This window comes from Gordonia sp. (in: high G+C Gram-positive bacteria) (assembly GCF_047602025.1).
Lineage (GTDB): Bacteria > Actinomycetota > Actinomycetes > Mycobacteriales > Mycobacteriaceae > Gordonia.
Window position 1 is genome coordinate 770009 of record NZ_JASGII010000001.1, and the last position, 12658, is coordinate 782666.

Genomic DNA, 12658 nt, shown 5'->3' on the forward strand with positions numbered 1-12658 from the left:
TCACCGGCAGCACGCCGCCCCAAACCACATCCTGGAGGACACCATGACCGCTACACCGCACGCCCCAGCCAAAACCGAGCCCACTCGGTTCGCCGACGAACCCGACTGGTCCGCCCGGTCGCTGCCGACCGACCGCGCCGGCTGGGTCGCCCTCGCCAAAGAGGTCGCGGCACTGGTCGGCACGACGAGTCACGACCGCGACGTCGCCGCCGCCGACCCGGTCGCCGAAGTCGCCCTCATCAAGCGCGCCGGTCTGCTCGGGCTGCAGGGCCCGGTCGAGCACGGCGGTGGCAACGCGGACTGGGCGACGGTCCTGGACGTTGTCGCCGAGTTCGCCAAGGTCGAGGGCTCGATCGCCAACATCCTGGGCTGGCACTACGCCTACTTCTGGCTGTTCCGCTCCTTCGGTACCCCCGAGCAGCGCGTCCGGTGGGAGCGCGAGGTCACCGAGGATCGACTTCTCCTCGCCGGTATCGCCAACTTCCGTGACGACCCGATCGGCGCGCGCAACGAGGGCGACCACCTCGTCCTCAACGGCGGCAAGCAGTTCAACACCGGACTCCCGGTGTCCGATCGCGTCGTCATCGGCATCGCCATCGAGGGCACCGAAGACGTGTTCTTCGTGCTCGCCAACAGCCACGATCCGGGCATCATCTACGGCAACGACTGGGACACGCTGGGCCAGCGCTCGACGGGTAGCGGCAGCGCCCGCGTCGAGGAAGTGTCGGTGCCGTGGGCCGATGCGATCGGCTTCGACGCCGACAAGCAGTTCGTCCCCCAGCCGGCGAACCTGACACCCGGCCTGACGTCGCAGACGCTGATGCCCACGTTCTACGTCTCGCTCGCCCGCGGCGCCCTTGACCGTGCCGTCGAGTACGTCCAGAAGCACTCCCGCTCCTGGCTGCACTCGGAGTACGAGCGGGCAGTCGACGAGCCGCATGTCGTCGACGGGTTCGGCGAACTGCAGTCGCACCTCCTCGCCGCCGAGGCGCTGCTCCACGACGCGTCGGAGAAGGTCAGCGCCGCACTCGACGACCTGGACTCGATCACCCCGGAGAGCCGGGCTGAGCTTGCCGCCCTGCTCTCGGCGGTGAAGACCGTCGCCGTCGAGGTCGGCATCGAGGTCACCACGAAGGTGTTCGAGCTCGTCGGCGCCCGCGCCACCGCGCGCCGCTACGAGATCGACCGCTACTTCCGTGATCTGCGGACGCAGAGTCTGCATGACCCGGTCGCCTACAAGCGGCGCCAGGTCGGCGCCTACCTGCTGCGCGGCGAGCACCCGCTGGCCGTCGACTGGTACTCGTGACCGCCGGCCCCTAGCCGCTTCCCCGACCCAGAACAGATTGGACACATCCGCATGACCACCACCGCACCGCTGACCGCGCCTTTCGTCCTCGACGACGCCCTGCTGGCGAGAATCGAGGACCGCGCGGACGCCTCGGACCGCGCGGGCACCTTCTTCACCGAGGACTTCGAGGAGCTGCGCGACGCCGGGTACTACCGGTCACCGCTGCCGGTCGAGTTCGGCGGGTCGGGGCTGTCACTGGCCGAGCTCGCGGCGGCACACCGCCGCATCGCCTACCGGTCGACGGCGACGGCGCTGGCGTCGGGAATGCATCTGTTCTGGGTCGGGGCCGCGGCGGACCGCTACCGGGCCGGCGACGAGTCGGTCCGGTGGCTCCTGGAAGCGGTCCGCGACGGCGCGATCATTGCAGCAGGGCATTCGGAGAGTGGGAACGACCTCGGCTTGGGCGGCTCGACCACCGATGCCGAGCCCGATGGCGCCGGCGGCTATCGCTTCACCGGCCACAAGCACTTCACCTCGCTGTCGCCGGTGTGGACGCTGCTGGGCGTGCACGGGCGCGACACCGAGGATTCGGCGGTGATCGTGCACGGCTTCGTCGAGCGCGCCGACCCCGGCGTCACGGTGCAGGACAACTGGGACACCTTTGCACTGCGGGCGACGCGCAGCGACGACACGCTGCTCGACCGGGCGCACTCGCCGGCGGACCGCATCATCGCCGTTGCCGGACCGGGACGACCCGGCAGCGACTACCTGGCCTCGGTGGCGGCATGGGCGCTCGTGCTGACCTCCAATGTGTATCTGGCGATCGGGCAGCGCGCGCTGGACCTGGCCGTCGCGGCGAGTGGTGGACGTTCCTCGGCCAAGCTGGGCGGCGAGCCGCGGCTCAATGACCCGTTCATCCAGTCGGTGCTGGCCGACGCCGTCATCGAACTCGACGGCATCGAGGCACATGTGGACGCGGCGGCCCGCAAGTGGAGCGACGACCCGGTCGGCAGCGCCGCCTGGGCGCGGCGACTGCAGGCGGCGAAGGTACACGCCACCACCGGCGCCAAAAAGGTCGTCGACCTCGTCCTGCCGATCGTCGGCGGCCGCTCACTGCATCGCGGGTCGGTCATCGAGCGGCTGTACCGCGACGTGGCTGCCGGCGTCTTCCACAACCCGACGCCGGACACGGTGCGGCGCACGCTCGGCTCGCCCGAGTTGCTCAGCCGCGACACCTTCGACCGCTGACCCGACCTCTCAACCGACTATCGAACAGGAAGAACAATGACCGAAACGACTACCGACAACATCGACGATCTGCGCGGGCGGGCCATCGAGTCCGACGACAGCGAGCACAACGTCACCTTCGAGAGCGGTGGACGGACCGTCCACGGGTTCCTCAAGCTGCCCCCGTCAGGCAGCGGACCGGGGGTCATCGTGATCCAGGAGTGGTGGGGTTTGACGACCCACGTCGCTGATCTGACCCGCAGGTTCGCCGCCGAGGGCTTTGTCGCGCTTGCCCCCGACCTCTACGGCGGCCGGACGACGCACGACTCCGACGAGGCCGCCGGTCTGCTGGAGGCACTGCCCGTCGAAGAGGCCGCGAAGGACCTGTCCGGCGCGGTCGACTATCTGCTCGAGCGGCCGGAGGTCGTCGGCGACGCCGTGTCCGCGGTCGGCTTCTGCATGGGCGGCGGTTTCGTCCTGGTCTTGGCTGCGCAACAGGGCGACAAGATCGCCAAGGCGGTCCCGTTCTACGGCCTGCCGCCTGTCCCCCAGGACTACTCGAACCTCAGCGCCCAGGTCCTCGGCCATTACGCCGAGACCGACGAGTGGTTGGACCGCGCCGACATCGACGCCGAAGCCGCCAAGATCGAGGAGCAGAGCGGTCAGCAGGTCGACTTCCGCTTCTACCCGGCCGGCCACGCATTCCTCAACGACGAGGACCTGCTCGGCACCTACGACGCGGAGCAGGCCGATCTGGCTTGGCGGCGGACGGTGGAGTTCCTGCGCGCCGAGTGACTGGTTGGTCGGTGGTGCTCGGGCCGGGGCTGTGTGCCGGGCACCATCGACCCTCCGGTCAGTTCCACCGCACGGCCACCCCGTAGCGCTTCAGGGCGACATCGCGCGACAGGAGCACCAGTCCGTCAGACGCGGCCTGGGCGACGAGCATCCGGTCGAACGGGTCGCGGTGGTGCGGCGGCAGCGCGGCCGCCGCCGCCGCATGCTGGAGTGAGATGGGGAGCGGAGTGAACCCCTCGTCGTCGGCGATATCCGCGAGTGGCAGTTCGGCGCTTATCTCCAGCTTGCCGAGGGCGCGCTTGATCCCCGCCTCCCAGATGGACGCGGCGCTGACGAACACCCGGTTGCCGGGGTCGGCGATCAACGTCTTCGTCGCCGTGGGCAATTGCGGATCGTCGGCCAGCCACCACAGCAGCGCGTGGGTGTCGAGCAGGTAGCCGCTCACCGGTAGAAGTCGTCGACGAGGTCGCCGGGAGTCTCGTCGAAGTCGGCACTGATTGAGATCTGGCCAGCCAGCCGTCCGGGCGTCCGCGGAGTGTCGAGCTCCTGATACCGGATGAGCCGTGCGACCGGCAGGCCGGACTTCGTGATGACGATGTCGACGTGGTCGTCTTCGTTCAGCTTCTTGATCAGCTCGGACAGCGTGCTCTTGGCCTGATGCATGCCAACCTCCATGACACCCACCTCCTTGCTAGCTAAGCTTAGCTAAGCTAGGTTGCGGGCGCAAGGCTGGCGACTACGGCGCGACCGAACCCCAGTCGTCGAAGCCGGACGGCAGGTGCAGGCCGAAGCTGGCGTGCTCGAACATGCCCCAGCCCTCGCGCTTGGTGCCATCGGCCTCGGTGCACACGGCGTGGCCGACGTGGTCGATGACGCCGAACGGGATTCGCGGCGCGACGGCCGGGTCGGCCAGGTCGTAGGTGAGGCGCTCGGCGAACTTCTCGCCCTTCCACTGGCCGTGCGACCAGTCGGAATCGCCGCCGTAGCCGCCGCCGATGTGCAGCGGGGTGGCCGCGGTGGCGTCGAACTCGAAGGTCACGGGCTTGCCGTCGGCACCGGTGCACTCGATGGTCGCGCCGGTCGGCAACCGCGTGCCCGACCGGTAGTGGATGTCGACCCGGGGCCAGCCGAGCTGCTCGACGCGACCGTCCTTCCAGACACGGGTGCAGTCGTTGAGCGTGCGGAAGCCCGACGGCTCCTCCTGGATGATCAGCACGAGCCCGAAATCGTCGAAGGCCATCGGCACGTACAACCACCACATGCCCTCGAACGGCGGATCGGCCGGGCGACCGGCGGGCTCGGCCTCGCCGACGGGACGGATGCCCCACGAGCGGTCGCGGGTGCCGATCCACGTCTTCGGGTCGACGTCGTAGGTCTTGCCGTCGACGACGATCTCGCCGGCCCACGTGCCCACCTGGGCGAAGCGCTGCGCGTCGAGAGTGACGCGACTGCCCTGGCGCATCAGGTGGCGCTGCTCCTGCACGACGTCGAACAAGCCGTTCCACTTCAGGTCGGCGGAGATGCGCTCGGTCTCGTCGAGCTTCACGTGCAACTGCTTCAGCGGCTCGACGACGTCGATGGACATCGGCCCGACGTGCTGGTTGATCCGGTCGTCGTCGATCGCGTCGGACAGGTGCAGCGCGGTCTGCTCGTCCCCGCGGTGCACGACCATGAGCGCGTCCTTGACGCCGAGGATCGGGTAGTACGCGAGGCCGATGACGACGAAGATCTCGCCGCTGCGGTCGTGGGCGCACATGTACGACCGGTCGTAGAAGTTGCGGTCCGACGTCGTCGGCCACGCGATCGGCAGCGGCGCCTGATGGAGGGGGTATTCGTCTCCTGCGGTGATCATCGTTGGTCCCCGATTCCTTCCCAGTAGGTGCCGTCGATCATGGCGGCCAGGGTTGCCTTGTTGAGGATCTTGTCGTCGGGATCGGCCGGCTCCTCGGCCTGCCCGTAGTCGACGGCGCGGCACTGCACCCGGAACAGGATCATCGAGTAGATCATCGTGTTGTAGGCGACGTAGAAGTCCATGTCCTGCGGCTTGTGGCCGGACGCCTTCTCGTAGACGGCCTCGACGTCCGAGCGCCGCCAGAAGGTGGGCAGCCCCTCCATGCCGGCCATCTCGGCCAGGTCCTGGAAGAAGCGGTGCAGCGCGATGCCCCACGCGACGTCGAGCTCGCGCGGGCCGCGGATCGCCATCTCCCAGTCGAGCACCGCCGCCGGGCTGAAGTCCTGGTAGATGACGTTGCCGATGCGCGCGTCGCCCCAGACCAGCACGGCGTCGTCGGTGGCGGGCAGGTTGTCGGTGGCCCAGGCGAAGGCGCGCTCGAGGATCGGCGCGCGCTCATGCCCCTCGACGGTCCACTCGTAGAAGTCCTTCATCCGGCGCAGGTGGGCGGCGAGCGCGGTCTCGCCCGCGCGCGGCGCTTCCAGCAGGTCCTCGGGCAGCGGGGCGGCGTGGATGCCGGCCAGCGCCTCGACCGTCTCGGTCTGCAGCTGCCGGCGCTGCTCCTCGGTGGCCTCGGTGAGCCAGGACCCGAAGGTGTACGGCAGGACGTCGGGCGGCACCTCGCCGTCGACGCGGCCCATGACGATGAACGGGTAGCCGATGATCTGCTCCGACGGCTCGCTCCAATACAGCGGGGGCACGGGGACTGAGGTGGTCTTGGCGACGTGGTCCATTAGGCGGAACTGGACGTCGAGGTCGTACTCGGGGAAGACCGGGTCGCTCTCCGGCGACGGTGCGACGCGGAAGACGAGCTGGTGGGTCTCGCCGCCCCACTCGGCGTCGACGAGGACCGTCTCGCTCGACATGCCGTTGCCGTCCGGCGGTTTGATCTCGGTGATCGTGGCGGGCGAGCCGGCCTTCGTCGACAACCACTCGGTGAGGGCGGGCGCGAGGTCCTCGGCCTGGAGTCGTGAGTCGGACGGGCGGGCCAGCTCGGCCGAGTTCTCTGGGATGGCGTCTGCGGGAATGTCGGGCATGTCAGAAGTAGAACACGTTCCATTCTTGTTCGGTCCCGATTCGCCGACTTGTTGCCACTCGTTGTCCGCGGGGGTCTTGACGCCGTAAGTTATCGGCGATAACTTAACGCAGATAACTCAACTTGTGGAGGTTTCTCGTGGAGCGGTTGACCAGCGCGGTGCTCAAGGCGCCCAAGCTCGTCCTCGTCGGCGCCCTCGCGCTGCTGATCGCGTTCGGCGTGTTCGGCGCGGGTGTGGCCAAGGATCTGCTGTCCGGCGGTTTCGAGGATCCGCACGCGGAGTCGGCGCAGGCCAGCTCGATGCTGGAGAACGAGTTCGAGCGCGGCTCCATCGAGGTGACCTTCAAGCTCGACGCCCCGAACCGCGACGTGACCACCGACCCGGTCGTCGCTAAAGTGGGACAGGGCCTGGTGGGCGACCTCAAGCAGTTCGACTTCGTCCTGGACCCGGTGCTGTCCATCTGGACCGATCCGGCGGCCGCGACGAACCTGGTCAGCAAGGACAAGTCGTCGACGCTCATCGTCGTCCCGCTCGGCGGCGGTGAATCGGTCGCCCCCGGTCACGCCGAGGACCTCGCCGAACGGTTCGCCGGCGAGGTCGACGGCGTCAAGATCACCGCCACCGGCCAGGGCAAGGTCTTCGCCGACACCAACAAGCAGGTCTCCAAGGACCTGGCCATCGCCGAGGCCATCGCCATCCCGATCAGCTTCGTCGCGCTCACCGTCATCTTCGGCGGCGTGATCGCCGCGGCCCTGCCGCTGCTCGTCGGCATCTTCGCGATCGTCGGCACCCTCGCGCTGCTGCGGCTGTTCGCCCAATTCACCGACGTCTCCATCTTCGCGATGAACCTGGCCACCGCCATGGGGCTGGCCCTGGCGATCGACTACACGCTGCTGATCATCACCCGCTACCGCGAGGAGGTGGCCGGCGGGCGCAGCCGCGAGGCCGCCATCCACCGCGCGATGGCGACCGCCGGGCGGACCGTGATGTTCTCCGCGATCACCGTCGGACTCTCGCTCTCGGGTCTGCTCCTGTTCCACCAGTACTTCCTGCGGTCCTTCGCCTACGCCGGTCTGGCCGTCGTCGTGGTGGCGTTGATCGGGTCGCTCGTGATCACCCCGGCGCTGCTCTCGGTGCTGGGCGACCGCATCGACAAGTGGGACCTGCGCAAACCCGTGCGCCGCCTCTTCGGCCGCCCCGACCACGGTTTCATCCCCACCGAGGAGACCTGGTGGTACCGGTTCGTGCAGTGGGTGCTGCGGCGGGCGGTGCCCGTCGCGTTGATCAGCACCGTGGTGCTGATGCTCCTGGGCGCGCCGTTCCTGTCGATCAAACTCGGCTTCCCCGACGACCGGATCCTGCCGAGCTCGCACAGCTCGCGGCAGGCGATGAACGAGATCCGCAGCGACTACCCGCACAAGCTGGGCGGCGAGGTGACCGTCGTGGTGACCGGCTCGTCGGACAAGGCCGTCGACGACTATGCGGCGGCGCTGTCCAAGGTCGCCGACGTGGAGGCGGTGACCACCCCCGACGCCGTATACGCGGGCGGCAACGCGATCGCCCCCCGCGACGGCGGCAAGGACCGCCACGGCGACCACCGCATCGTCACCGTCACCAACAACACCGATCCCCTCCAGCAGGAGGGCAAGGACCTGTTGGCGAACCTGCGCACGGTGCCAAAGCCGTCCGGCGCCGACGTGAAGTTCACCGGCATGGCCGCGACCACCGAGGACACGGTCGCCTCGATCTACCGCCAGCTCCCGTGGGTGCTGCTGTGGGTCGCGCTCGCCACCTTCATCCTGCTGTTCCTGTTCACCGGCAGCATCGTGCTGCCGCTCAAGGCGCTCCTGCTCAACCTGCTGTCGCTGTCGGCGACGTTCGGCGCGATCGTGTGGATCTTCCAGGAGGGCCACCTCGGTGCCCTGGGCACGACGTCGACCGGGTTCATCACCGCGACGATGCCGATCCTCATGTTCTGCGTGGCCTTCGGGTTGTCGATGGACTACGAGGTGTTCCTACTCGGCCGCATCCGCGAGGAGTGGCTCAAGTCGGACAAGACGCGCGCGGCCAGCGACCACGCCGTCGCCTTCGGCCTCGCCAGCACCGGTCGGGTGATCACCGCGGCCGCGCTGCTGATGGCGATCGTGTTCGCCGCGATGATCGCCTCGCAGGTCTCCTTCATGCGCATGTTCGGCCTCGGCCTGACCATCGCGGTCCTGATGGACGCGACGCTCATCCGCATGCTGCTCGTGCCGGCGTTCATGCGGCTGTTCGGGCGCGGCAACTGGTGGGCGCCGGCGCCGCTGCGCAGGCTGCACGACAAGATCGGACTGTCCGAGTCGTGAGTGCACGACGGGCCCGCTCGCCGCGCGGCTCCGGCGAACAGCTGCGCGGCGAGATCATCGATGCGGCGGCACTGCTGCTCGAGGAGCACGACAGCGCCGACGCGGTGTCGGTGCGCGCCGTTGCCGACGCCGTCGGGGTCAGCCCGCCGGCGATCTATCTGCACTTCGCCGATAAGGACGCCCTCCTCGACGCCGTGTGCGGGAAGTACTTCGACGGTCTCGACGGCGCGCTTGGCCGGGCACTGGCCGACTACGATCACCCGTTGGACCGGACCCTCGCGATGGGGCGGGCCTACGTCCGCTTCGCCCTCGACCACCCGGCGGCCTACCGGTTCGCCTTCGGGCACACCGGCAGCGACGGCACCCCGATGGTAGACGAGGCGCTGCGGACCGCGGCGTTCCTGCGCCTGGCCGAGGCCGTCGGCGAACTCGTCGCCGTCGGCTGGTACCCCGATCCGGCGTCGGCGGAGGATCCCGACGCCTACACGCTGCAGGTCGCCCTGGAGCTCTGGACCGTCGCCCACGGGGCCGCGTCGCTGATGATCGCCAAGCCCGATTTGCCGTGGGGCGACAACCTCGAGGTCGCCGACGCGGTCATGCGCGCCGGATGCCTCGGCCGCGGCCTGATGCCGGCGGTGGGAGCGGACGCGACCGGCGCGGAGGTGCAGCGGTTCGTCGAAGGCGTGCGGGCAAACGACACCACCGGTACAAAACGGTCAACCAAGGGTAAAGTCGGGAACTGATCAGTGCTTCCCCGCGTTGAATCTATTGATGGCGCGCCGGAGTCACCGACGTTCCACCCGAACCATAAAAGGAGCATGCTGTGCGAGAGTCCAGCAACCCCGTGATGCGCGGCGTCGTCCGCGACAACGAGAAGGCCCCGGCGCCCTACGTCGGCGGCTTCAGCCAGGCGGCGTCCGGCGGCGGACGGGCGGCGCTCGACGCTGCCGGCCAGCCCACCTACGCGCCGGTGCAGTCCGGTCGCAGTCTGACCATCGACGATGTCGTCACCAAGACCGGCATGACCCTCGGCGTGCTGAGCATCGTGGCCATCGCCGCCTACGCGCTCATCCAGACCAACGAGGGCCTGGCCATGCCGCTGTGGCTGGTCGGCATGGTCGGCGGTCTCGTGACCGTCCTCATTGCCTCCTTCGGCCGCAAGCAGGACAACCCCGGCATCGTGCTGACCTACGCCGTCTTCGAGGGCATGTTCGTCGGCGCCGTGTCGCACCTGTTCGCCAACGTGATGATCAACGCCGGCGGCGTCGAGGGCGGCATCAGTGCCGGTGCCCTCATCGGCCAGGCCGTGCTGGGCACGATCGGCGTCTTCGTCGGCATGCTGGTCGTCTACAAGACCGGCGCCATCCGCGTCACCCCGCGCTTCACCCGCATGCTCGTCGCCGGCATCATCGGCGTCGCGGTCCTCGCGCTGGGCAACCTGGTCTTCTCGCTGTTCACCGGCGAGGCCGGCATCCTGCGCGACGGCGGCCCGATCGCGATCATCTTCTCGCTCGTCTGCATCGCACTCGCGGCGTTCAGCTTCCTGAGCGACTTCGACCAGGCCGACCGCCTGATCCACGCCGGTGCACCGGCCAAGGCCGCGTGGGGCATCGCCCTGGGCCTGACCGTCACCCTGGTGTGGCTGTACGTCGAGATCCTGCGCCTGCTCAGCTACTTCTACCGAAGCAACTGACGCGCCGGACAGGCACCAACGAGAACGGCCCCGAGGATCTCCTCGGGGCCGTTCTCGTCGCTGTGGGGCTAGCTGAGGCGCTCGAGCACCATCGCCATGCCCTGACCGCCGCCGACGCACATGGTCTCGACGCCGAAGGTCTTGTCATGGGTCTGCAGGTTGTTCAGCAGGGTGGTGGTGATGCGGGCACCGGTCATGCCGAACGGGTGGCCGATGGCGATGGCGCCGCCGGACACGTTCAGCTTGTCGTGGTCGATGCCGAGCTTGTCGGCCGAGCCCAGGACCTGGACGGCGAAGGCCTCGTTGATCTCGAACAGGTCGATGTCGGAGACCTTCTTGCCGGCGATGCGCAGCACCTTCTGGACCGCCTCGATCGGGCCCAGGCCCATGATCTCGGGGGACAGGCCGGTGGCCGCGGTGGCTACGATGCGCGCCAGCGGGGTCAGGCCCAGCTCCTTGGCCTTGGTGTCGCTCATGATGACGAGCGCGGCCGCGCCGTCGTTGAGCGGGCACGCGTTGCCGGCGGTGACGGTGCCGTCGGGGCGGAACACCGGCTGCAGCTGGCTGATCTTCTCGTAGGTGGTGCCGGCGCGGGGGCCGTCGTCGGCGGTGACCTTGGTGCCGTCGGGCAGGGTGACCGCGTCGATCTCACGGGCGTAGAAGCCGTTGGCGATGGCCTGCTCGGTGCGGTTCTGGCTCAGCACGCCCCAGCGGTCCTGGTCCTCGCGGGAGATGCCGGTGTACGTAGCGACGTTCTCGGCGGTCTCGCCCATCGCGATGTAGACGTCGGGGAGCTGGTCGTCCTCGCGCGGGTCGTGCCACTTGCCGGCGCCGCCCTCGGCGGTCTTGGCGGTGCGGGCCTGCGCCTCGGCGAACATGGGGTTCTTGGAGTCGGGGTTGCCGTCGGCGGCACCGGAGGTGCCGAACGAGGAGACGCTCTCGACGCCGCCGGAGATGAACACGTCGCCCTCGCCGGCCTTGATGGCGTGCAGCGCCATGCGGGTGGTCTGCAGCGACGACGAGCAGTAGCGGTTCACGGTCACGCCGGGGACGTGGTCGAGGCCGAGCTCGACGGCGATGACGCGGGCGATGTTGTAACCGCCCTGACCGCCGGGCTGGCCGATGCCCCAGTGGATGTCCTCGATGTCCTTGACGTCGAGCTGGGGGACCTTGCCGAGTGCGGCGGCCACCATCTGGCGGCTGAGCTCGTCCGGACGAACGTCCTTCAGCGAACCCTTTCCGGCACGGCCGATCGGGGAGCGGGCATGGGCGACAATCACTGCTTCTGGCATGGGGGACACGTTACTGCAACGCGTTCTAGCCGGTTTGCGAACCCATCCCCAACGACACCAGCCGCTTGACGCGGTTGACCAGCTTGCGCGACTCGGCGACCTCGGAAACCTCCGGCGGAACCGGCAGCGGGCCCTCCCACTCGCCGACCGCGTCGAGGACCTCGGGCAGCAGGATCGAGGCGGCGAGGGCGTACCCGGCGGCCGACGGGTGGTAGTTGTCCGGGGAGAACATGTGGGCCGGACTGGCCAGGAACTCCTTGGCGAGGACGTCGGCCAGCGGAACGGCGCGCCCGCCGTTGCTGCGGACCGCCGACCGCTGTGCCGCCGCCAGGCGCAGGCTGTACTGCCGGATCACCGACCGCAGCGGCTGCGGGATCGCGGTCACCATGCCCAGGTCCGGGCAGGTGCCGACGATGACCTTCGACCCCTCGTCGACGAGGAGCCGGACCGCGGCCCCCAACCGGTGCGCGGATGCCCGCACGCCGTTGACCGCGGTGACGTCGTTGGCGCCGATCAGGATGACGGCGACGTCGGGGCGGTTGCGCGTGATCAGCGAGGCGTCGACCTGCGCCTCGAGGCCCTTCGACGTCGCGCCGACGATGGCCTTGTTGCTGTAGCGCACGACCTTGCCGGTCTCCCGGACGAGGTTGCGCACGATCTGCACGCCGGGCGTCTCCTCGGCGGTCTCGACGCCCAGCCCGGCCGCCGTCGAATCGCCGTACACCGCCAGGTGCACGTCGATGTCCATGTCGCGCGAGTAGGGAATCGGGCCGCGGCCGTCGGGGTAGTAGACGCCGTCGCCGTTGGGGGCCGAATCGGTGCGGTGCGGGATGACGCGCCGCGCCTGGGCGGCCTGCGAGTTCAGATAGCTGTAAGCGGCGTATGACGCCGCCGCGCTGGCCCCCGCGGCGACGACGGTTGCGCCGACGTCACGGAGGATCCGGTCCGCCTTGTCGTCGGAATCACCTCGCGCCACGGCATCGACTGTACTGCTTTTCCGCCGGCGTGATCGGCAACCCCGGACCCGGTG

At 69.1% G+C, this 12658-nt stretch carries 12 protein-coding genes; 6 read left to right on the forward strand and 6 right to left on the reverse strand.

What is annotated here, in order from left to right; genetic code table 11:
- Positions 1–43: 43 nt before the first annotated feature.
- From QM728_RS03905 to QM728_RS03915, 3 genes are read left to right on the forward strand one after another with little or no spacing between them, the layout of a single operon-like run.
- Positions 44–1306, forward strand: coding sequence for an acyl-CoA dehydrogenase family protein (locus tag QM728_RS03905; protein WP_415030736.1), 1263 nt, complete (start codon positions 44–46; stop codon positions 1304–1306).
- Between the two features lie 51 nt (positions 1307–1357).
- On the forward strand, positions 1358–2536 hold the full coding sequence (locus QM728_RS03910) for an acyl-CoA dehydrogenase family protein (RefSeq protein ID WP_415030737.1): 1179 nt from the start codon (positions 1358–1360) through the stop codon (positions 2534–2536).
- Positions 2537–2572: 36 nt separating this feature from the next.
- Positions 2573–3310, forward strand: a complete 738-nt coding sequence (locus QM728_RS03915) for a dienelactone hydrolase family protein (RefSeq protein WP_415030738.1) — start codon at positions 2573–2575, stop codon at positions 3308–3310.
- Between the two features lie 58 nt (positions 3311–3368).
- Here the strand turns inward: QM728_RS03915 and QM728_RS03920 are convergent, their stop codons facing one another.
- The 4 genes from QM728_RS03920 to QM728_RS03935 form a co-directional block, all read right to left on the reverse strand.
- On the reverse strand, positions 3369–3755 hold the full coding sequence (locus QM728_RS03920; protein ID WP_415030739.1) for a type II toxin-antitoxin system VapC family toxin: 387 nt from the start codon (positions 3753–3755) through the stop codon (positions 3369–3371).
- Positions 3752–3985: a type II toxin-antitoxin system Phd/YefM family antitoxin gene (locus QM728_RS03925; RefSeq protein WP_415030740.1), complete on the reverse strand. Its 234-nt coding sequence runs from the start codon at positions 3983–3985 to the stop codon at positions 3752–3754. The genes QM728_RS03920 and QM728_RS03925 overlap by 4 nt, the downstream gene beginning before the upstream one ends.
- A gap of 61 nt (positions 3986–4046) precedes the next feature.
- Complete coding sequence (locus tag QM728_RS03930; RefSeq protein WP_415030741.1) at positions 4047–5162, reverse strand: hypothetical protein; 1116 nt, start codon at positions 5160–5162, stop codon at positions 4047–4049.
- Positions 5159–6298, reverse strand: coding sequence for a phosphotransferase family protein (locus QM728_RS03935; RefSeq protein WP_415030742.1), 1140 nt, complete (start codon positions 6296–6298; stop codon positions 5159–5161). The genes QM728_RS03930 and QM728_RS03935 overlap by 4 nt, the downstream gene beginning before the upstream one ends.
- A gap of 137 nt (positions 6299–6435) precedes the next feature.
- Here QM728_RS03935 and QM728_RS03940 point away from each other — a divergent pair, with 137 nt between their 5' ends.
- The 3 genes from QM728_RS03940 to QM728_RS03950 all read left to right on the forward strand — a co-directional run bounded on the left by QM728_RS03940 (position 6436) and on the right by QM728_RS03950 (position 10336).
- Positions 6436–8643 carry an MMPL family transporter gene (locus QM728_RS03940; protein ID WP_415030743.1) on the forward strand — a complete coding sequence of 736 codons (2208 nt, stop codon included), beginning with the start codon at positions 6436–6438 and terminating at the stop codon, positions 8641–8643.
- On the forward strand, positions 8640–9386 hold the full coding sequence (locus QM728_RS03945; RefSeq protein ID WP_415030744.1) for a TetR/AcrR family transcriptional regulator: 747 nt from the start codon (positions 8640–8642) through the stop codon (positions 9384–9386). The genes QM728_RS03940 and QM728_RS03945 overlap by 4 nt, the downstream gene beginning before the upstream one ends.
- Before the next feature lie 80 nt (positions 9387–9466).
- Positions 9467–10336 carry a Bax inhibitor-1/YccA family membrane protein gene (locus QM728_RS03950; protein WP_415030745.1) on the forward strand — a complete coding sequence of 290 codons (870 nt, stop codon included), beginning with the start codon at positions 9467–9469 and terminating at the stop codon, positions 10334–10336.
- Between the two features lie 68 nt (positions 10337–10404).
- On the opposite strand, the gene QM728_RS03955 is transcribed toward QM728_RS03950, so the two are convergent.
- Both QM728_RS03955 and QM728_RS03960 read right to left on the reverse strand, forming a co-directional pair.
- Entirely contained in the window at positions 10405–11628 is a 1224-nt protein-coding gene (locus tag QM728_RS03955) for an acetyl-CoA C-acetyltransferase (protein ID WP_415030746.1), read from the reverse strand.
- A gap of 25 nt (positions 11629–11653) precedes the next feature.
- The gene (locus QM728_RS03960; protein ID WP_415030747.1) at positions 11654–12604 is read right to left on the reverse strand and encodes an SGNH/GDSL hydrolase family protein; all 951 of its coding nucleotides are present in this window, start codon (positions 12602–12604) and stop codon (positions 11654–11656) included.
- Positions 12605–12658 lie beyond the last annotated feature (54 nt).

Coding starts and splice junctions, on each gene's coding strand:
- QM728_RS03905 (WP_415030736.1), top strand. CDS start 44: ATGACCGCTACACCGCACGCCCCAGCCAAAACCGAGCCCACTCGGTTC.
- QM728_RS03910 (WP_415030737.1), top strand. CDS start 1,358: ATGACCACCACCGCACCGCTGACCGCGCCTTTCGTCCTCGACGACGCC.
- QM728_RS03915 (WP_415030738.1), top strand. CDS start 2,573: ATGACCGAAACGACTACCGACAACATCGACGATCTGCGCGGGCGGGCC.
- QM728_RS03925 (WP_415030740.1), bottom strand. CDS start 3,985: ATGGAGGTTGGCATGCATCAGGCCAAGAGCACGCTGTCCGAGCTGATC.
- QM728_RS03930 (WP_415030741.1), bottom strand. CDS start 5,162: ATGATCACCGCAGGAGACGAATACCCCCTCCATCAGGCGCCGCTGCCG.
- QM728_RS03935 (WP_415030742.1), bottom strand. CDS start 6,298: ATGCCCGACATTCCCGCAGACGCCATCCCAGAGAACTCGGCCGAGCTG.
- QM728_RS03955 (WP_415030746.1), bottom strand. CDS start 11,628: ATGCCAGAAGCAGTGATTGTCGCCCATGCCCGCTCCCCGATCGGCCGT.